The organism is Streptococcus sanguinis (assembly GCF_020729725.1).
Classification (GTDB): domain Bacteria; phylum Bacillota; class Bacilli; order Lactobacillales; family Streptococcaceae; genus Streptococcus; species Streptococcus sanguinis_V.
Genome location: NZ_JAJEPA010000012.1, coordinates 101,494 through 121,811, shown reverse-complemented (window position 1 = coordinate 121,811; position 20,318 = coordinate 101,494). Strand labels below are relative to the sequence as shown.

Below are 20,318 nucleotides of genomic sequence, written 5' to 3'. Positions count from 1 at the left end.
GAATTCAATCATTTATAGGCGATTACTGAATTAAAGATTTTTTGCACATTTGTGCCATCTGAGCCAAGAAACTTTTGTGTTTTTATCCAACAAAATCAGATTATTCTTCATTTTTCAACTCGTTATTGTAGGCAATCTTATCCTGAAACTTCACAAATGGGAAATAGACAAAGGCGGACATAGCTAGAATGACAATTTGAATGACTGCTCCTTGCCAGCCAGCGACCATAAAGCCAGAAATGATTGCCGGTGTACTCCAAGGCAAAGTCACACCAGCGAATGGCTGCATAAAGCCAACCGCAATCGCCATGTAGACAATCAAAGCAGCTAGAACCGGTACCAAAACGAAGGGCAGGAACATGACTGGATTCATCACAATCGGAAAACCAAAGACAACTGGTTCATTGACATTGAAGATTGCTGGGAAAGCAGCAACTTTCCCCAGAGCCTTATACTGTTTGGACTTGGCAGCAAAGAGCATGGCCACGACCACTCCGAAAGTAATACCAGAGCCCGATAGTATAAGAAAGCTATCCAAAAATTGTTGGGTCACAATATGAGCGCCTTGACTAACGGACAGCTTATCTGCAGCAAGCAGTGCCTTATTGGCATCTAGATTTGACAGTAGCAAAGCTGTTACGACACCATTGACAACGGACTGACCGTGGACGCCGAACCACCACAGGAAAGAAATAAAGAAAGCAATACCGATAGCTCCATACAGAGAGCCTGTCAGACCTTGCAGAGGCACCTGAATGACATCGTAAATCATCTCAATAAAGGTACCGCCACCTGTCACTATCTTGGCAATAATATAAACAAGCATTGACAGCAAGAAAATAACGAAAGCAGGAATCATGGCTTCAAACTGCTTGGCAATCGCTTGAGGAACCTGCTCTGGCATTTTGATGACAATATGCTTTTGAATGAAAATCGTATAGATACTGCCAACTGCCAGACCAATGAGAATGGCTCCAATGATTCCTTGTCCGCCAAACCAGACCTTGGCAATCGCATCTGCAATCGCCTCACCCTTTTCTGGTATGTAGGAGGATTTCAAAAGGATAAAGAAAGAAGAAAGAGACAGCACCCCTGCCGGCAGAGGCTCTACACCGCTGTTCTTGGCATAAGAATAGCCGATTGAAAAACAAGAAATCAGCCCCATAATGGCAAAGGTTCCTGAATAAACCTGCATAAACGGTTCTGTCCAGTCAGCCCCAAACACACCAGCAATGGCTTGATTTAGACCTTCAAACGGCAATTGCCCTACAATCAAGAATAGACTTCCCACAACTGTAAGAGGCAAAATTGCCAACATACCGTCTTTTAAGGCGATAATCCCGCGCATATTGACAAACTTCATAATCGGCGCAATGATTTTTTGAGTATCCACTTTAGACATAACGAAGCTCCTTGATTTTAATGTTTATCCAACAAACTCAAAGCGAGGTTTAACACTTTTTCGCCATCTAGCATACCGTAATCAGCCATCGGAATAACTGCAATCGGAGTATGGCAGCTGTCGCAAATAGCTGTAGATTTGTCCAGAGTATAAGCTACCTGCGGGCCCAATAAAGCGACATCCAGATCCGCTGCATAATCAGCCAACTTAGCCTGAGAGTAGGCTTCAATCTCAGCTTCCAGCCCTTTTTCAGCTGCAGCTATTTTCATATTGTTGACCAACATTCCTGTTGAAAAACCTGCCGCGCAAAACAAACCAATCTTAACCATCTTTTCATCCTCCTGATGATTTATTTTTCCCCTTGTAATTCTCTTCTCAAGTCGATGATTTCTTTGATGAGGTTAATCTCTGTAATGCTAGTCATCAAATGATCTTGAGAATGAACAAACAGTGCTGTAATCTCTGTTTTCGTTCCTCCAGCTTCCTGAGCTAGGAACTTGGTCTGCAAGTTATGGGCCTCTAACAGCGCCTTATCTGCCAGCTCAATCTGCTCATCGCATTCTGAAAACTTACCATCTTTAGCTAGTGATAAAGCTTGATAAATATGCTGCTTGGCATCACCAGCGTCTAAGATAAGACCCATGATAATTTGATCTGCTACAATCATTTCCATATGTTACAATCGCTCCTATCTTTATGATTAACAAAAACTTGTTCTTTTGTTTGAAAGTGATTTATTTTTGTTTGTAACTAGAATGTATCACCTTTATCTCAGTCCGTCAATATATTATAGAACAAATTAGCTTATTTAAATTATTTTGCACATTTGTGCAGAATAAAAACTCCCCCCATAAAGGACAGTTCTGTACAGCTGTATTCATCTGCGATTCAAAGGCACTCTATTAGATAAGAACGATAAGCAGATTCGGCACAAAAAAGAAGCAGCAGCTATTTGCTTCTACTTCCTCATATATGCTATTTTAAGAAACAGAAACTTATCTTTTTATACGGCCTTCTCAATTTCCTTTGCTATTTTACTTTTCCACAATTTCCTCTGGAGGATGTATTTCAATAAAACAGCAGGATTCAGACTGTAGGATAATTGCCATTTAAAATAATTAATCCACTCGATGACAGCAAAAAACCAAATTGCTAAAGAGATTATGGATGTGGGAAATTCACTGTAATTTAACATAATTATCAGGGCCCCTACACCTAGTAAAATAAGGTCTAAGATCTTTAGTATTCTGTAAATCTTGCCTGTATATCTTTCAGCAAATCCTGGATTGGAAATCCTTTTTATCAAAATCCACCAGAAAACAGAGCCCTGTATCAAAATAAAACTCAGTACAAACAAGGAGAAAGAAATAGAAATCAAAGCTCCAGTAGTAAGAATCCATTTTTTGAGAAGGAAAAAATTCATCCAAAATACTAGCACAGCGACTAGCTCTCCTGTGGCTAAACTAGTCAATTTTTGTTTCATCGGCTTTTTCAATTCAACAATCCACCTCCATACATAGCTGCTAATCCACTATTAAAAATGGGATCCTAAATTACGTCTTGGAAATCTCTTGCACATGAGATTCCACTGACATTAAGAAGTGAAGAAACTCCTATCTCCGTCCAAGTCAAGCATTTTTAGAATCGTCGCTTCATCTGTCACCAAATGATTAACATAGCCAGCTCGCAACACTGCTAAGATGGCAGCAGACTTTTGACTGCCATAGGCAAAGGCTAGGCTAAGCGGCACTTTTTTCAAATTTTCCAAAGAGATGGCAATCGTTCTATTTTGCAAATGCTGGTAGACCATCTCCCCTTTTTTATTAAAGAAGCGGCAGCAGATTTCTCCGACAGCATCCTGGCTCTCTAGAGCAAGAAAATCCTCTGAGGTCAGCATGTCCAGCCATTGGCGATTTCCCGTGTCAACCTGCCCTCCAATACCAACTACAGCCACATCTAGCTCCTGCCAGCTGCTTTTTAGATCTTCAAAATATTTAGAAGCCAATATTCCATTTGTCAGTTGCTCGTTCTCCTGAATAATCGTGGAATTCATAAAACGGCAGTCCCCATGGTATTTTCCAGCCATGCTATAGATGAGGGTATTCACATGGTAGCGTGCATGGATATGACTGGGACCACCGGCCAAAGGAAAGAAATGGACATTTGTCAAATGCTTGCTGCTAGAGTGCTCTACTAAAAGGCTCAAGCTCTTTCCCCAAGAAAATCCCACTTTATCATTGTCTTTAATCAGGCTGAGTAGCATACCCGCAGCAGCTTGAGCCAACCTCTCTTCCAGGTCTGCTGGAGATTCATCTACTAAGTTACTGACAATTTCGATTCCCTTGAGCCCGTATTTTTCTTTTACATAGTTTTCTAAGTGGAACAAGCGAGTATCAAAGTCTTCAATCTCAATCTTTACAATGCCCTCTTTTTTAGCTTCTGCCAGCATTCGGCTGATGGTGGTGCGATAAATCCCTGTCTCAGCCGCAATGTCAGACTGGCTTCTTTCTTCGATATAGTAGAGATAAGCAATTTTTGCCAATAGTTTTTTTCTTTCATTTTTCATCTTATCTCCTTCTCTGCTAGATCAGAGTCAGCTTGATATCCGTAGCTTTCAAGCGCTCAACAGCCTCTTTAGGAATTGCCTTGTCAGTCACCACTTGGGCAATCTGCTTGAAGCCGAATCTCTTAACCGTTCCTTTTCTGGTAAACTTGCTTGAATCCGTCAAGACAATCATCTGATCAGATGCTTCTGACATATACTGCACAACCTCACTCCGCATCAAATCCTTGCCTGTAAAACCTAGATTTTCATCATAGCCATCTGTTCCGACAAAGGCATGTTCTACATGGAAAAAGCGAATCATTTCCTTGAGAAGAGGCCCTACTGTCACCTGCGAATCTTTCTGAAATTCTCCGCCCAGCAAGATAATTTTACAAGAATCAGTTTGTTTTATATAATCTGCAATAAAATAAGAATTGGTAATAATCTTGACATTCTTCTTCGTTCGGCAGATTTCCTCAGCTAGTAAAGCACAGGTCGATCCAGATTCAATCATAATGGTTTCATTATCCTGAACGATTTTTGCTGCTTCCTGGGCAATTCGGCGCTTGGTATCATAATGAAAGGAAAGCCTAACATTCAGATCATCGCCGCTATTTAAAACAGCATAGCCATGCTCTCTACGCAGCAGACCTTTGGTTTCCAGCTTATCCAAGTCCTTGCGAATCGTTACTTTGGACACTTTTAAGCGGTCAGACAAAGTATTGACATCGATTCGTTCAAATTCAGACACTAATTTCACAATTTCATCTAAACGTTCCATTCTATCACCTCTGCTATTATTGTAACAAAAGACACCTTAAAAATAAAATAAAAAATACTTTCATTCGTAATTGTTTTTCTTTCTAAAATAAGTTATAATGATTGTATCCAAAGGAGGCCTGAGTATGGAAACAACAAAAGGAATTATTTTCAACATCCAACATTTCAGTATTCATGATGGACCAGGGATTCGTACAACGGTTTTCCTCAAGGGCTGCCCTCTGCGCTGCCCTTGGTGCTCCAATCCAGAATCACAGCAGCTCAAACCCGAGCCTATGCTGGATGCTACTACCAAAAAAAGCATCACTATGGGGGAGGAAAGAAGTGTCGAGGAGATTATCAACGAAGTCCTAAAGGACAGAGATTTTTATGAAGAATCTGGTGGCGGCCTAACCTTATCTGGCGGAGAGATTTTCGCCCAGTTTGAATTTGCCAAGGCCATTCTCAAAGCGGCTAAGGAAAAAGGGATTCATACCGCTATTGAAACAACTGCCTTTGTAGAACATGAAAAATTCGTGGATCTCATCCAGTACGTTGATTTCATCTATACCGACCTGAAACATTATAACTCTGTCAACCATCGCAAGGTGACTGGAGTAAAAAACGAATTGATTGTTCAGAATATCCACTACGCCTTCACTCATCAAAAGACGATTGTTTTGCGCATTCCTGTCATCCCAGATTTTAATGACTCTTTAGAAGACGCGGAGCAGTTTGCGACCCTGTTTAATGAACTATCCATCGATCAAGTCCAGCTGCTGCCTTTCCATCAATTTGGCGAAAATAAATACAAATTACTTGGCCGAAAGTATGCCATGGAAGATGTCAAGGCCTTGCACCCTGAAGACTTATTTGAATACCAAGATGTCTTTTTGAAGCATGACATTAATTGTTATTTTTAGTCTTTAATTTTCAAACACTAAAAAACAAGCTACGCTTTCAGCCCTGCGGTTGAAAGGTGGCTTGTTTTGTTTATTCTCCAAACAGTTGGAGTTTGCTTTCAATTTCCTGATAGACCAGACTAGACTGCATACCGACGGCTGCAGCGCTATCGCGACAATACTGGAGCAGGAAAGTGTAGTATTTGTAGTAGAAGCTCAGGTCATAGCCCAGCTTCCCCAAAATGGCTAGCTGCTCCTCAAAACCTACAATCAAGTCTCGGAACCACTGCTCATTCCAAGTCATGGAGATGCTATTTGGCCGCAAGCGATAGTAATAGAGCGGTTCATTGAGGTAGATAATCTTCTCTGACTGAAGGTACAGCTTATAAGTTGTGAAGGCATCTTCGGCCACTCGGCCGACTGGATAGCGCACTGTATCAAAGAGCTTACGTTTATAGAGCTTGGCCCAGGCACAAAGAAAGACACCGTCTAGCATGCGCCGTCTAGGGTACTCCTCGATTATCTCTTCTCGCGTATAGAGGGTTTCAAAATGCTCTGTCGAATAGTAGAGGAAGGCTGAATCCTCAGCACGGAAACTACAGTGGTGACCAATGGCAATGTCCGCATCATACTCCTTGAGCTTTTCATAGAGGCGGGCAACATGCTGCTCAGGCAGCCAGTCATCCGAATCCACAAAAATCAAATAGTCTGCACTAGAGTGCTCAATCCCTGTGTTGCGGGCACCGGACAAACCTTGATTGTCCTGATGAATGAGACGAATCCTCGTATCCTGATCAGCTAGCTCTTGGCAAATCTGACCAGAAGCATCTGTTGAACCATCATTGACTAGAATAATTTCTAGATTTTGATATGTCTGACGACAGACGCTGTTCACACATTCTGCTAAATACTGCTCAACATTGTAAACAGGGATGATAACACTGATTAATTCCTGAGACATGATAACTCCTATTCTTTTCCTGTCTTTTTATTATACATGATTTTTTAGGTTTGTGAGGTGTTTTTGGGAAAATAAATTTTTAAAGGGTAGTTTCCGCTTTTTAGACATATTTTGATTTGTTGTTCAATTGTTTTGTTTTTACACTTATAAAAATCTTCCGTCCTTTATTTTATGCTATACTCGAATTAGGGATTTTAAGGGAGATTAGGAAATGTTTGGATTCTTTTTCGTTGCATTTGTGGCTGTCTTTGGCATCGTCTTTTTTATCAGTTATAAGCTACTTGAAGACAGGGAAGATACGGACTCGGATTGGTCGTCCAGCCAAAGCCCAGAGCCTGACTATTTCCAGCAAACCCAGACTGCTCCTTGGGAACTAAAATATAACAAGGGAAAACAGGGAGAGTACCAGCTTGGTCAGGTCTTGAACCAGCTCTATGGCTATAAAAAGATCTTGTACAATCTCTATATCTTCAAAGAAGATGGCACTACCACTGAGATTGATGCCCTGCTGATTCATCCGTCTGGGATTTATATTTTTGAGTCAAAAAACTACAAGGGCTGGATCTTCGGCTCAGAAAATCAGCAATACTGGACTCAGGTTCTTTCCGGAGGCCGTGGAAAATCTTACAAACATTCTTTTTTCAATCCCATTATTCAAAATAAAGTCCATCTCAGATGGCTCAGCTACTATCTCAACCAATACACGCCAAATCTATATTCCTATATCGTCTTTGGCAATGACTGTCAGCTTAAGGAAATCCATCTAAACAGTGACAGGCATAAGGTTATTCAGACCTGGCAAGTGATAGGGGCAATTGACCGGCAGGCCTGCCAAAGTCAAGTCTACCTGTCGCCCGAGCAGATTGACGACCTCTATCGTATGCTCCTGCCCTTGACCAAGCGAAAGCAGGTCGTCAAAGAGCGCCATATTAACAGCATTGCTCAGAATAAACAACGTAGAGAAGCAGAAAAGATCTGTCCTCGCTGCCAGCATGGATTGGTGCTCCGTACAGCATCCAAGGGTTCTAGGGCTGGTCAGCAATTTTGGGGCTGCTCCAACTTCCCAAGATGCCGCTTTACTCAAAAATACCAAGAGCCTGTCTGCAGTCCGCTTGCCGAGCAGGTTGCGCAAGTACCTAATTTCGAACAACCTGTCGTGCAAAACCTAACTCAAACACAAAGCAACAGCTAGAAACTGCTGTTGCTTTTTTGTAGATTATTTTTCCTCTAGCTCGCAAAACTAAGATTTTTTCTTCAAGCCAAGGAAGCCAGCTCCCAGCCCTAAGAGTCCGAGTCCAAGCAGATTGGTCAATAGACTGCTTTGGCTGCCGGTCTTAGGTAGTTGTTTGGAAGAAGCTTGTTGAAGAGTTGGCTCTTGAGACGATGCTTGAGGGTCCGTCTGGCCGTTTGCTTTGTAGGTTAGATTTTCCGCTTGGCTACTCTTTGAATCAGGACTTGCAGGAGTTTGCTGCTGGGCTTGATTTTGAGAGGCCTGCTCCATATCGGCCAACGGTACGATACTCTTCATAAACTCATCTTGTGAAATGGCCCTTTCTTCGACTGCATCTTGAATACCAGTGAGGCTGACAAAATAGTAACGAGCCCAATCCTTGGTCAGTCGCTGAATACCAGCCAGACCAGCTCCTGGATACCAGAGCGGCTTACTCACTTCTTCAGCAAACTTCCAGTCACCGCCAACTTGAATACCAAGCTTGGCATCCGGGTCAGATTTTTCAGAAATACGAGCTTCTACGGAAACTAAAACAGCCCGAATGGTTTGAGGATTTGGAATATCACGGGCCTGATCAGAACCCCAGTGGGCAACCCGATCCTGCTTAGGTAATACCTCAATAGCTGTTCCCCCACCAGCCAAGGCTTCCTGACGTGCATCTCCTACGTTGCTGGACATATTTCCCTTGAATTGAGAAACCCATTGAACTCCTTGAGGGTGATCCACAATTTTCTCCCAGACATTGGAATCCTTCCGGAGCACAAAAGCCTGCATGTTACGAATATCCGCCCATGCATTGCTGGCCTTATTGTCCGTCATTTCCATCACAACGCCCCAAGGATCAAATTCGTTCATCCATTTGCCGCGTTCCTTGTCAAAGACAGCCTGTGCTTCTTCGTCAGTCATCCCTTCGCCTTTATAAGCAAGGTAGTACCAATCCGCAGCTGGGTCATAAGTCGGACGGCCGCCTAACACGACGGCTCCGCCATTAAATTGACCAGGACCGCCATTAGGACCGCGCTTTTGACGCTCCCCATTTTCTTCAACGACATTTTCCTCCGACCAAACCCAGACATCCCCTTGATTGGCTCCCATCTGAGCAATGGCGCGCTGCTTCTGCTCATCGGACATGACCTGACTGGCTGGCAGCTCGCTAGCGGCTGCAGCTGATTCGGCCTGATTTGCAGGAGCTGCTTGGGGTTCAGCTACAGCTGGATTTTCAGCCTCGGGACTTGCTTGCGCTGCTGGAGAAGCCGGCGTTTCAGCTACTGCTGCAGGAGCAGGAGCAACATCTTCCGCTTCAACTCTTGATACAGCTGTCAAAGCTGCTAAGGACAAGAGGGAAGCACATAGCAGCAAGCTGCTCCCATACTTGGCAGCAGAAGCAGATTTTGCTAGGGCTTGCCAAGAAAACTTATTATTCATATCATTCTCCTTTCATAAGGTACAGAGTCGAGCCTAATCAATGAAATATGCAGACCGATTCGCTGATCTTAGCCTTCATTGATTCTGAATAACAAATAATCTCCCTGCAAAAACAAGCTTAGGGCAGAGGATTTCCCGCGCTCTTATAAATCTTATACCAGTCAGCTCGAGAGAGCTCAATATCAAAAGCAGCCACCATTGAGCGAATTCGCTGCGGATTCATGGAGCCAACAATCGGCTGCATCTGAGCCGGATGGCGCAAAATCCAGGCGAGAACTAAGGCTTCAAAAGAAACTTGATAGTCTGACGCAAAGGCATGCAGAGTTTCTGTAAGCTGAGCATATTTAGGATGCTCTATAAAGAGTCCCTGGTTCAAGTCAACCTGAAATGGTGACCAAGGCTGAATCGTGATATGATGCAATCGACAATAGTCTAACACACTACCATCCCGAACGATTGCTAAAGGATTGAGCATATTGGCATTGAGCCCAGCATCCAGCATCGGAGTATGGGCAGGACCAAACTGCAGTTGGTTGGCAATCAAGGGCTGCTCCACACTTTTCTGCAGCAGCTCGATCTGATAAGGATTTTGATTGCTGACTCCGAAATGGCGGACCTTCCCAGCTTGGTGTAGCTGTGAGAAAGCCGCAGCCACCTCTTCTGGCTCCACAAGAGCATCTGGCCGGTGCAGGAGGAGCACATCCAGATAGTCCGTCTGCAAACGCGCCAAGCTGGCTTCAACCGAGCTGATGATATAATCCTTAGAAAAGTCAAAATGATAGTTATTGTGAACATCCCGCAGTCCGCACTTGGACTGGATGAGAACTCGGTCCCGGGGGATCTTAGCCGTACGCAGAGCCTGCGCAAACTTGGCTTCAGACTGGCCGCCAGCATAGACATCTGAGTGGTCAAAGAAATTAATTCCCACTTCTAATGCTGTTTCAAGAACAGAAACAACCTCTTCAGGAGCATGCTCTGCCAGTCGCATGCAGCCCAAAATCAGCTGACTCGCTTCTTTCAGTTCATTCCCGACTGTTATATATTTCATCGCAGCACCTCATTTCTTATAGACTGGGTGGTCAAGCAAAGTCAACTCTTCAATCTTGACATTTTCAGTTTCAAAGACGATAAATTCATTCTTTTCCTTAAGCAGGCCAGACGGCACATAGAGATAGTGAATCGGCCCTTCATTCCAGTAGCGGCCAAGGTTGAAACCATTGACCGAAATACAGCCCTTCCCATACTTAGAGCAGTCGATGAAGGTATCAGCGATATCATCCAACTCCGCTTCAAAGCGATAGAAGGTCGGTGCTTTGACTCTTTCCGGTGGAGCTGAGTAGCAGTCTAGCTTGGCCAGCATTTCCTTGTCAAACTTGAGCGCATAATGCTTCCAGCCCTTTCGGAACTGGTGGTTAATCATGATACCACCCTTGACTCCTTTGGATTGACTGGGTGCGCCCAGCTTGTAACCATAGTTGACTCGCCCCATATTTTCCACCAGCACATCAATCTGAATCCGCTCGGTATCAGCTGAGAAGAGCATCTCATCACCGATTTCTTCCCGATACTGGGTAGCTAGGTGCTCCTGATTGACATAGAAATGACAGCGGTCATGAGTCTCCAAGGCCTTGAGCCTTTCCTCATGGTATTGATTTTTGATATCAGAACGGTAGAGAATATAGCCATGATTCTGCCCAATCTGCTCCATAGGCTGCGGATAATCCAGCAGAATTTCCTCTGTGATATCCGCTGCCACATCCAGCAGATTTGCAGTACCAAGCAGTGGAAAACTGCCATAGGCCTTGGCTTGTCGGCTAATCGGCTCCATCTGCTCAAGCTCTGGAAAGACCTCGTGGGTCACCCGCTGAACAGCGTAGTATTTCTCGGTCGGCTGTCCCCACTCAGTAATAGGAGCGTCAAAATCATAGGAGGTAATCTGCGGCAAATCCTTGGTCTTGCGGGCCGAACAGCCGCTGATAAAACCAAAATTGGTCCCACCTCTCAGTAGAAAGAGGTTCATACTGCCCAACTGCAGCATTTCTTTGACAGCCTGGGCCAAATCTTCTGCCTCTCGCCGAACGATTTCCTCGCTCCAGCGGCTGAACCAGCCGTCCCAAAACTCAGTACACATAAGAGGCCATTTCTTGCCATAGCGCTCCATGAAAGCTCGTAGATTGTCTGTATTTTCCTTGGGCTGAGAGCCAAAATTCCCCGTCACAAAAATATCATCCTCAATCAAGGTTCCAGATTCCAAAGCCTCTATCCATGTCCCATCAGAAGTAAAGAGGGGAACCGTAACGCCACGAACCTTCATCATCTGCGCAATGCTGCGCATGTAGGCCTTGTCCTCGGCGTAAGAACCGTATTCATTTTCCACCTGCATCATGAGGATAGGGCCGCCCTGATTACTCTGATAGGGCAGAAGCTTGGGAAAGAGCCAGTCATAAAAATGACTGACCTTTTCCAGAAACAGCGGATGATTGACCCGCAGTCGCATCGAAGGATATCTCAAGAGCCAGGCCGGCAGACCGCCAAAGTCAAACTCTGCACAGATGTAAGGCGTTGGCCGGACAATGAGATAAAGCCCCATCTCCTCAACCAACTTGAAGTATGCTTCAAAATCCAGCACGCCCTCTGCCTGAAACTGACCTTCCTGAGGCTCATGCAATGCCCAAGGAATATAGGTTTCTACCGTATTAAAGCCCAGAGCTTTGAGATTGTAAAGGGTATCTCGCCACTGGTCTGGATGAAGCCGGAAATACTGAATAGCTCCCGATAAAATCTTAAAAGGCTTGCCATCCAAGTAAAATTCTTCTTTAATTTCAAATTTTGCCATTTATCCAAGCTCCTCCTGTTTATCTGCCATCTTGACAAAGGGCAGATATATAGCGGTCGAAATAGCGATATTAACCAGCGAAAGAATAATTGCCCGCCAGTCGAAGGCTGTCGCAAAGAAACCGTAGAGAATCGGCGGCATGACCCAAGTAACGTTTTGAGTAACCGGTGCAACCAAGCCCATAGAGGTTGCAAAGTAGGCTACTGTCACCATGACCATTGGCGTCAGGACGTATGGAATAAACATAATTGGATTCAAAACGATTGGCAGACCGTACATGACCGGCTCACCGATGTTGAAGACCATTGGGAAAATTCCCAACTTGGCCACTTCGCGATAGTGCTTGTTCCGAGATTGCCAGAGAATGGCAATGGCAACCCCAATCGCATCAAACCAGACAAAAGCACCGAAAGAATTATCCGTCCACATGTAAGGAATCGCATGCCCAGCCTGATAAGCTTCTAGATTAGCCAGCATGGTCACACCAAAGAGACTGGCCATAACTGGCGCCAGCACATTACCGCCGTGCAGTCCGAAGAACCAGAAAATCTTATTGAGAAAGACAATGAGCAGCACAGCCCAGAAACTTTGAGACAAGCTGAGAAGCGGTGCCTGAAGAATCTTGTAAATCCAATCAATCAACAGCTCGCCTGTCACCAGATTAAAGAGATAGGTCGCAATCCCCACGACATACATGGCAATCGCAGCCGGAATGATAGACAGAAACGGCTTCATGATAGCTGGCGGAACAGAATCTGGAAGTTTGATGGTCCAGTTACGATTCATGACCTTACAGAAGATGATAACAGACACAAAACCAATCAGAATAGCAGTAAAATAACCACGCGCACTAATCTGGTCACCTGGAATGACACTGTTAATCATCACAGACAGATTACTGCCGTCAAGTTTTAGCTCTGGGAGTTTTGAAATTGCCTTGCTCAGCCCCGGTGTTTTGCCAGCCAACTCAAAGGTTTTAGTAACAGAGCCACCAATTGTAATGATATAGGAAGCAACTGCTACCAGACCAGCAGATACCTTATCAGTATTGTAAATCTTAGCGATATTGACTCCGAAGGTAAAGAGGAACAAGAGGGTAACGATAGGAATACTGCCCTTAAATACCAGCCAGTTAATATCAATCAGCCACTGGAAGGTAGAGGAAATCCAGGTCCAGCCGAACTGTCCTGGCAAGTCAGATAGAAAAGCATTGACCATTAGGGCGAAAGAACCCGTCATAATCACAGGCATGGTTCCGATAAAGGAATCCCGCAGGGCAACCAAAAATTTTTGGTTGCCGATTTTATTGGCAATAGGCATGAGACGTGCTTGCCATTTATCAACCAAACTACTCATCTGCATTTCTCCTATTCATCAAATTTTTTATGCAAATCAACAATCTCCTTTGCCAAATCAACAAAGGCGATACTGGTCATGAGATGATCCTGCCCATGCACCATAAATAAACTAAATTCTGTCTTCTCTCCTTGTGCCTCCTTGCTCAGCATTTCAGCCTGGGCGTGATGGGCTTGCAGCAGAGCTTTCTCAGCCTGACTCAGTCTCTCCTGAGCTCGGTCAAAATCCTGCTTTTTAGCTGCTGCAATGGCTTCGATAGCACAAGACTTGGCCTCTCCGCCATACATAATGAGGGTCATAGCGACCTCTAAGGAATCTTTATTTTCCATAGGAGCACCTACTTCATGAGCGACTCTGCCAGATTCAGAACTTTATCCCCCTTCATCATTCCGTAGTCCGTCATAGGGATGACATCGACCGGAATGCCTTTTGAAGCTAGTTTTTCCTGCAAATTCTCCAGCAGATAGCGGACCTGAGGCCCCAGCAAAAGGACATCAACCTTTTTCTCGCTTAGATAGTCTTCTGCTTCTGACACTGGCACCGCAAATATCGTCGCAGCTAAACCTCGTTCCTCTGCAGCTTTCTGCATTTTATTGACCATGAGACTGGTGCTCATCCCAGCCGCACAGACTAACATAATCTGTTTTGTTTCCATTGGCATCCTCCTTTATGAATCTGACCTAGCCTGCAACAATGCTTGCCATTTATTTTTAATATATAAACAAAAATCCAAAAAAAGAATATTTTCAACCATGTTATTAATATTCTATAAATATTATAACTATTTTTCTGTACTATGTCAACGCTTACATTTGAGATTTTAAGCTTTTTTTGATAGTATAGCAGCAGAGGAAACAAGATGACACGAACTAGAAAACAAAACGAGCTAAGGGCAACTGTTCTGGATCAGCTCTATGCCAAACGACCGATTTCTCGGATTGATATTTCAAAAGAAACTCAAATTACACCAGCCACGACCGGCAGCATCATCAATGAACTGATCAAGGAAGGCTTGGTACTGGAGCTAGGCGAGCTCAATGACGAGAGCGTAGGCCGCAAGAAAACCCTGCTGGATATTGCGCCTCGTAGTCGCTACTATCTAGGTTTTGAGATTTCTGAAAAACAGTTGGCCATAGTCATCGCTGACAATACCGGTGAGATTGCAGAAAGCAGCATTCGGACATATCAAATCGAGGTGACAGGCGGACCGTCTGACCAGGAAATCATCCAGCTGATTCAAGATTTTCTGAAAAAGAACAGCCAATACCCCATCTCAGCGATTGCCCTCGGGCTGCCGGGGCATGTGAATCTCTCTGAGAGTGATTTTATCATTTCTAAAAACCCCCACTGGGGGCAGATTAACCTGCGGACTATTCAAGAAGCATTTGACCTTCCTGTCTACTTTGCCAATAAGTCCCACTGTTTGACACTGGCTGAACGCCTCTTTAGCTATCATCCTACAGACAGTAATTTTATCGTCTATCATGTCGCCAGAGGTATTCATTGCTCTTACATGTACAAGGGCAGCATTTACAGTCAGGATAATTATCTTATCGGGGAGGTGGGGCATACCGTCATCAATCCCGAAGGGGAGCGCTGTCCTTGCGGTAAGCACGGCTGCCTGCAGGTTTATGCCAGCGAGAGTGCCCTGATTGATAAAGCGGCTATCCTGTATCGGGCTTCCCAGACCTCGCTCTTAAAGACCCTTGTAGAGGACGTCAATGACATTGATTTGACAAGTCTGATGACCGCCTATCGCTTAGGAGACTTGGGCAGCATTGAGTTGATTCATACTGCCTGCCGCTATCTGGCCATTTCCATTTCCAATCTCTGCCAGCTTATTGATAGCGAAAGGATTTATCTGGACGGCCAGCTCTTCTCCTATCCGGTGATTGCCGAGCAGGTTCTGGCTCAGTTAGAGCAGGAAGTACCTCTCTTTCCAAAGCAAAAACAAGCAGAGATTGTTATTATCCCCTACTCTAAATACAGCATTGCCCGCTCTGCAGTCAGCCTCTGTGTCTATCATGAATTTTTAGATAAAAAAGGAAACCTATAAAAGCCGAGACATCAATCTCGGTCTTTTTTTATAAAAAATAGAGACAGGCTTTCTAGAAGCTTACCCCCTAAAAGTCTGTCTCATTTTACTATCTATTAATCGAACGTGAAATCATGGAAATGGTATGGCGCTGTCCTCTGAGAGCCTTGCTCATAGCAAAGATATTTTCAACCGGAGCCAGACAGCCGTAGCCTGAATCTCCGATATGCTGGATATCTACACCGCAGATTTTGTTGCGGATGGCCATTTGCTTGACTATATCCTCATCAGCACTCTCCTGGCTGGTACCGATAGCACTCATAACCAGAGCCCCCTTTTGATGGGCCAGTCGGACAATCTGCTTCAAGTCCTGCTCATCAAAGCCCGGCACACTGCCGACTGCCGGTGCTAGGACAATATCAACACCTGCTTCGATAAATTGAGCGATTGCTTCCAGGTCTGCTACCGGCTCATCCACACCTGAAGCATGCATTTTGCCTGCAATCAGCAGGCCTGAAAAATTCTCCTTGACCACTCGAATAGTGTCGATAATGGCCTGATTGGTGACACCAGTCCCCGGATTACCCGTCAGGCAGATAAAGTCAACACCCAGCTCTTCTGCTCGCTGAATGGTCGCTAGACTAGCCTGACGCCCCTCATTGATGACCAGGCGTTCTCCTGCCATCTGGGCCTGACTGTCCACCGGCTCTAGATTGATACCGATAGGACGGCCCACCAAGCGGTGCAGCTCCTGAACAAAATTTTCCTTGGCATCCAGACCAGCCACAAAAGGCTGGAAGATATCAATCCCATTCAGCAGAATCAAGTCAGCACCAAAAGACCGAGCAATCTCTGCATTGGTCACATCACCGATATAAGATTCTTTAAAAGCTACGTTTTCAGACAGGATAACACGGCCCTCACTGGCCTTGATGCTCTGTTTCAGCTCCGGCGCAGTCATACTTAAAATTTCTGAAGCATTTGAACTAATGAATCGTTTTACCATAAGAACATCTCTTTTCTTTATTATTCATTAATAAACACTTTGAAATCTATTCTATTTGGATATTTTGTTTGTTTTTTGTTATCAACTACATTATAGCACAAGGTCATAGAAATGTAAACGCTTTATATTTCCTTTGACAAAATAGCCTGCTTTCTCAAACAAAAGCAGACTATTGAAATGAACTCGGTTATTTTTGATTTGAGCAAGATTCGATAAGTACTCTTATCTCTGCATCACCAGATGACCACCCGCTCTTCTGGGCTCCGCCACATGCCATCTCCCTCTTTCACATCAAAGGTTGTAAAGAAGTCGTCAAAGTTTGGCAGCTGTATATTGGTCCGAAGCTTGGCTGGTGCATGGACATCGACGCTTGCTAGGAGCTTCATATATTCCTCCCGCCCCTTCATCCGCCAGATGCGAGCAAAGTTGGTAAAGAATTCCTCTGCAGAGAAATCAGCTTCTTGCTTGGCTGCTTCTAGGGCTGCTGCAATACCACCCAGATCAGCCACATTTTCTGAAACGGTCAGCTTGCCATTGACCTTAGCACCATAGGAATCTTGACCTTCAAACTGGTCAATGACCTTTTGAGTCCGTTCGGTAAAGGCTTGATAGTCGTGCTCCGTCCACCAATTATTAAGACTGCCATTTTCATCAAAGGAAGCGCCATTAGTATCAAAAGCATGAGAAATCTCATGGGCGATGACCGCTCCGATACCACCGTAATTGGCTGATGAGGATTGGTGCAGGTCATAGAAAGGAGCCTGCAGGATAGCCGCTGGAAAGACAATCAGGTTTTTCTGCGGATTATAGTAGGCATTGACCATGTGGGCTGGCATTCCCCATTCCTTGTAATCTACTGGTTGATTCCACTTGCTCCAGCTGTAAGCAATATCAATCTGGCTCAGCTCCTGAGCATTTTCAAAGAGAGTCAGCTTTTCATCGACGACCTTTCGAGAATAACGCTCAGGCAGCTCGTCAGGATAGCCAATATAAGGCTTGATGACATTGAGTTTGACAATAGCCTTGTCCCGAGTTTCTGGTGTCAGCCAGTCATTCTGGGCCAGGCGGTTTTTGTAAACTTCGATCATCGTCGCCACTTTCTGCTCCACATCAGCCTTGGCTTCTGGTGAGAACTTCTGACCGGCATACCAGAGACCTACAGCTTGATTAAAGGGACCTTGGGCCAGGTAAAAGGCTGCTTTTTTCTTATCCTGAGCCTGAGGAGTTCCTGATAGAGCACGATGATAAGCCCCTGCCAAGACACGAATGTCATCCGTTAGATAAGGCGTCGTATTGCGGACCGCAGAGAGAATCAGCAGAGCATGGAGTTTATCCCAGTTAGCAGCTGTATAGATATCCTTAGCTGCTTTCCAGAAGCGTTCCTCAGGCACAATGACCTGGTCGGGTTCTTGACCGATTAACTTGGTGAAAATATCCGCCAGAGGCAACTCTGGTACCAAGGCTTTGAAATCATCCCACTTATAAGGATGGTAGAGCTTAGCGTACTCAGAGCTTTCTTCACTAGACAGAACATACTGAGCAAAAACAGCATCCAGCTCCAAGATCTTGTCCAGAAGATCCTTGATTTCCTCTTCCGCAAAGTCAAATGTTGCCAGCAAATCTTCCTGAGCCTTGCGCCATTTCGCAAGGAGGTCCGCCTTCTGCGGATGGTCCTCAGCATAGTAGGTCGTATCTGGCAAAATCGTTCCTGGTCCGTCTGCCCAGAGGACATTGATTCGGGCATCCATAAAGTCAGGCGCCACACCAAAGGGGAAATAAGTCGGCTTGCCAGCCAGCTCAAAATCTGCAATCTTAGAAGCATAGTCTTCAAAAGATGTTAGGTTGCGAATTTCATCAATGTAAGCACGCGCAGGCTCAATCCCTGCCGCTTCCCGCTTGTCATAATCCGCTGCTAAGCGATGGTAAGCAACAAAGTTCTGCAGAATGGCATCTTCTGGCACTCCATCGCCAGCCAGCCATTTGTCTGTCGTAGAAAGCATAAGTTCCTCAATCTCATCTGCCAGATCCATGAAGCCGCCCGTCACTGGCTTATCATCAGGAATAACCGCCGTCTTGGCCCACTCACCATTAATCGCATCATAGAAATCATCTTGTAGTCGTGTCATCTTCTTCTCGCTTTCATGCTTTTGATATAACCTTATCAAAATCTACTTGTTTTTTCAAACATTTCTTATATTAATTTTAGAGTTTTATTAAAAATTAACTTGACTTAATTTTTATTTTAATGTATATTAATCTCATGGAGGTGTATGAGATGATTACGATTAAAGATTTGACTGTCAGCTATCAGGATACGCTGGCTCTTGAGCCCCTTTCATTAACCATTAAGGAGCCAACTATTACTGGGATTATCGGTCCTAACGGAGCCGGAAAATCCACCCTGCTCAAGGGCATGCTAGGGATTATTGACCACCAAGGCCAGACTCTGCTGGATCAAAAGCCACTGCAGAACTCTCTCCAGCGCGTCGCCTATGTAGAGCAAAAGATTAATATTGATTATCATTTTCCTATCAAGGTCAAAGAGTGTGTCTCTTTGGGACTTTACCCGCAGCTCAAGCTCTTTCAGGGACTAAAGAGTTCCCATTGGGACAAGGTAGCTGAGGCATTGAAACTTGTCGGTTTAGAAGACTTGGCTGAGCGCCAGATTAGCCAGCTGTCCGGCGGCCAATTCCAGCGGGTCTTGATTGCTCGCTGCTTGGTCCAAGAGGCGGATTGTATCTTTTTGGACGAGCCCTTCGTCGGGATCGACTCTGTCAGTGAAGAGATTATAATGGCGACTTTGCGGAGTCTCAAAGCCGCAGGCAAGATCATTCTGATTGTCCATCATGACCTGAGTAAGGTGGTTGATTATTTTGATCAGGTCATCCTGCTCAATCGTAAGCTGATTGCCTTTGGGCCTACCGAGACTAGCTTTACCAAGGACAATATGAAAAAGACTTACGGTTCCCAGATCTTTATGAATGGAGGTGCTTAGGATGATTTTAGAATTTTTCCAAGGGCTGCGGGACTTTCACTTTCTGCAAAATGCCCTCATTACAGCCATCGTCATTGGGATTGTTGCTGGAGCTGTCGGCTGCTTTATCATTCTGCGCGGCATGTCGCTCATGGGGGACGCTATCTCTCATGCGGTTCTGCCCGGTGTGGCCCTGTCCTACATTTTAGGGATTAATTTCTTTATCGGAGCCATCACCTTCGGACTTTTGGCCTCGATTATTATCACCTACATCAAGGGCAATTCCATTATCAAAAGCGATACAGCCATTGGGATTACCTTTTCATCCTTTCTAGCTCTAGGTGTGATCCTGATCGGCGTTGCCAATAGTTCCACAGACCTCTTTCATATTCTCTTTGGGAATATTTTGGCCGTACAGGACATTGATATGTGGATTAGTATTGGAGTCGGAATAGCTGTGCTCTTAATCATCATCCTCTTTTTCAAACAGCTATTGATTACTTCCTTTGACCCACTGCTGGCTCAAGCCATGGGTATGCCTGTCAGCTTCTATCACTATCTGCTGATGATTCTTTTGACCTTGGTCTCTGTGACAGCCATGCAGAGTGTGGGAACCATTCTGATTGTCGCTCTCTTGATTACGCCGGCAGCAACGGCCTACCTCTATGCCAACAGTCTGAAAACTATGATCCTGCTGTCCTCAGGACTGGGCGCTCTAGCTTCTGTACTGGGGCTCTTTATCGGCTACAGCTTTAATGTCGCTGCAGGATCCAGCATTGTCCTGACCTCAGCTCTCATCTTTCTCATCTCTTTCTTTATCGCCCCTAAGCAACGCTATTTAAAACTTAAAAACCGACCTAAACTAAAATAAAATTTGATGGAGGAA

The 20,318-nt window shown here is 44.8% G+C and carries 20 protein-coding genes; 5 read left to right on the top strand and 15 right to left on the bottom strand.

From position 1 onward, the window contains the following. Positions 1-100: 100 nt before the first annotated feature. The 6 genes from K4I03_RS05990 to K4I03_RS05965 form a co-directional block, all read right to left on the bottom strand. The gene (locus K4I03_RS05990) at positions 101-1,402 is read right to left on the bottom strand and encodes a PTS sugar transporter subunit IIC (protein WP_002896657.1); all 1,302 of its coding nucleotides are present in this window, start codon (positions 1,400-1,402) and stop codon (positions 101-103) included. Positions 1,403-1,419: 17 nt separating this feature from the next. Beyond that, positions 1,420-1,731, bottom strand: coding sequence for a PTS sugar transporter subunit IIB (locus K4I03_RS05985; RefSeq protein ID WP_002896658.1), 312 nt, complete (start codon positions 1,729-1,731; stop codon positions 1,420-1,422). Between the two features lie 20 nt (positions 1,732-1,751). Then, positions 1,752-2,075 (bottom strand): PTS lactose/cellobiose transporter subunit IIA, encoded by a 324-nt coding sequence (locus K4I03_RS05980; protein ID WP_002896659.1) that lies wholly within the window; start codon positions 2,073-2,075, stop codon positions 1,752-1,754. Between the two features lie 330 nt (positions 2,076-2,405). Further along, the gene (locus K4I03_RS05975; RefSeq protein ID WP_227964029.1) at positions 2,406-2,897 is read right to left on the bottom strand and encodes a hypothetical protein; all 492 of its coding nucleotides are present in this window, start codon (positions 2,895-2,897) and stop codon (positions 2,406-2,408) included. A 99-nt stretch (positions 2,898-2,996) separates the two neighbouring features. Beyond that, a complete protein-coding gene (locus K4I03_RS05970; protein ID WP_227964028.1) occupies positions 2,997-3,968 on the bottom strand; it encodes a sugar-binding transcriptional regulator in 972 nt (323 codons plus the stop codon). Positions 3,969-3,984: 16 nt separating this feature from the next. Beyond that, on the bottom strand, positions 3,985-4,728 hold the full coding sequence (locus tag K4I03_RS05965; protein WP_227964027.1) for a DeoR/GlpR family DNA-binding transcription regulator: 744 nt from the start codon (positions 4,726-4,728) through the stop codon (positions 3,985-3,987). Between the two features lie 124 nt (positions 4,729-4,852). Between K4I03_RS05965 and K4I03_RS05960 the strand changes: the two genes are divergently transcribed. Then, the gene (locus K4I03_RS05960) at positions 4,853-5,629 is read left to right on the top strand and encodes a glycyl-radical enzyme activating protein (RefSeq protein WP_227964026.1); all 777 of its coding nucleotides are present in this window, start codon (positions 4,853-4,855) and stop codon (positions 5,627-5,629) included. A 70-nt stretch (positions 5,630-5,699) separates the two neighbouring features. On the opposite strand, the gene K4I03_RS05955 is transcribed toward K4I03_RS05960, so the two are convergent. Continuing rightward, positions 5,700-6,569: a glycosyltransferase family 2 protein gene (locus tag K4I03_RS05955; RefSeq protein WP_227964025.1), complete on the bottom strand. Its 870-nt coding sequence runs from the start codon at positions 6,567-6,569 to the stop codon at positions 5,700-5,702. A 211-nt stretch (positions 6,570-6,780) separates the two neighbouring features. On the opposite strand from K4I03_RS05955, the gene K4I03_RS05950 reads away from it, so the two are divergent. Continuing rightward, positions 6,781-7,761: a nuclease-related domain-containing protein gene (locus K4I03_RS05950; protein ID WP_227964024.1), complete on the top strand. Its 981-nt coding sequence runs from the start codon at positions 6,781-6,783 to the stop codon at positions 7,759-7,761. 48 nt (positions 7,762-7,809) lie between these two features. On the opposite strand, the gene K4I03_RS05945 is transcribed toward K4I03_RS05950, so the two are convergent. The 6 genes from K4I03_RS05945 to K4I03_RS05920 all read right to left on the bottom strand — a co-directional run bounded on the left by K4I03_RS05945 (position 7,810) and on the right by K4I03_RS05920 (position 14,072). After that, the gene (locus K4I03_RS05945) at positions 7,810-9,225 is read right to left on the bottom strand and encodes an LPXTG cell wall anchor domain-containing protein (protein WP_227964023.1); all 1,416 of its coding nucleotides are present in this window, start codon (positions 9,223-9,225) and stop codon (positions 7,810-7,812) included. A gap of 118 nt (positions 9,226-9,343) precedes the next feature. Further along, positions 9,344-10,273, bottom strand: coding sequence for an aldo/keto reductase (locus K4I03_RS05940; RefSeq protein ID WP_227964022.1), 930 nt, complete (start codon positions 10,271-10,273; stop codon positions 9,344-9,346). Positions 10,274-10,282: 9 nt separating this feature from the next. Further along, a complete protein-coding gene (locus tag K4I03_RS05935; protein ID WP_227964021.1) occupies positions 10,283-12,061 on the bottom strand; it encodes a glycoside hydrolase family 35 protein in 1,779 nt (592 codons plus the stop codon). Continuing rightward, positions 12,062-13,423, bottom strand: a complete 1,362-nt coding sequence (locus K4I03_RS05930) for a PTS sugar transporter subunit IIC (protein ID WP_227964020.1) — start codon at positions 13,421-13,423, stop codon at positions 12,062-12,064. It abuts the gene before it with no gap. Positions 13,424-13,428: 5 nt separating this feature from the next. Continuing rightward, positions 13,429-13,746: a PTS lactose/cellobiose transporter subunit IIA gene (locus K4I03_RS05925; RefSeq protein WP_227964019.1), complete on the bottom strand. Its 318-nt coding sequence runs from the start codon at positions 13,744-13,746 to the stop codon at positions 13,429-13,431. Between the two features lie 8 nt (positions 13,747-13,754). Further along, complete coding sequence (locus tag K4I03_RS05920) at positions 13,755-14,072, bottom strand: PTS sugar transporter subunit IIB (protein ID WP_321573156.1); 318 nt, start codon at positions 14,070-14,072, stop codon at positions 13,755-13,757. A gap of 204 nt (positions 14,073-14,276) precedes the next feature. Between K4I03_RS05920 and K4I03_RS05915 the strand changes: the two genes are divergently transcribed. Then, positions 14,277-15,473, top strand: a complete 1,197-nt coding sequence (locus K4I03_RS05915; protein WP_227964017.1) for an ROK family protein — start codon at positions 14,277-14,279, stop codon at positions 15,471-15,473. Between the two features lie 88 nt (positions 15,474-15,561). On the opposite strand, the gene K4I03_RS05910 is transcribed toward K4I03_RS05915, so the two are convergent. Further along, a complete protein-coding gene (locus tag K4I03_RS05910) occupies positions 15,562-16,458 on the bottom strand; it encodes a DUF7916 family protein (protein WP_227964016.1) in 897 nt (298 codons plus the stop codon). 233 nt (positions 16,459-16,691) lie between these two features. Continuing rightward, on the bottom strand, positions 16,692-18,584 hold the full coding sequence (locus K4I03_RS05905) for a M13 family metallopeptidase (protein ID WP_227964015.1): 1,893 nt from the start codon (positions 18,582-18,584) through the stop codon (positions 16,692-16,694). 149 nt (positions 18,585-18,733) lie between these two features. On the opposite strand from K4I03_RS05905, the gene K4I03_RS05900 reads away from it, so the two are divergent. Beyond that, positions 18,734-19,453, top strand: a complete 720-nt coding sequence (locus tag K4I03_RS05900; RefSeq protein ID WP_321573155.1) for a metal ABC transporter ATP-binding protein — start codon at positions 18,734-18,736, stop codon at positions 19,451-19,453. 1 nt (position 19,454) lies between these two features. Continuing rightward, positions 19,455-20,303 carry a metal ABC transporter permease gene (locus tag K4I03_RS05895; protein WP_032909605.1) on the top strand — a complete coding sequence of 283 codons (849 nt, stop codon included), beginning with the start codon at positions 19,455-19,457 and terminating at the stop codon, positions 20,301-20,303. Positions 20,304-20,318 lie beyond the last annotated feature (15 nt).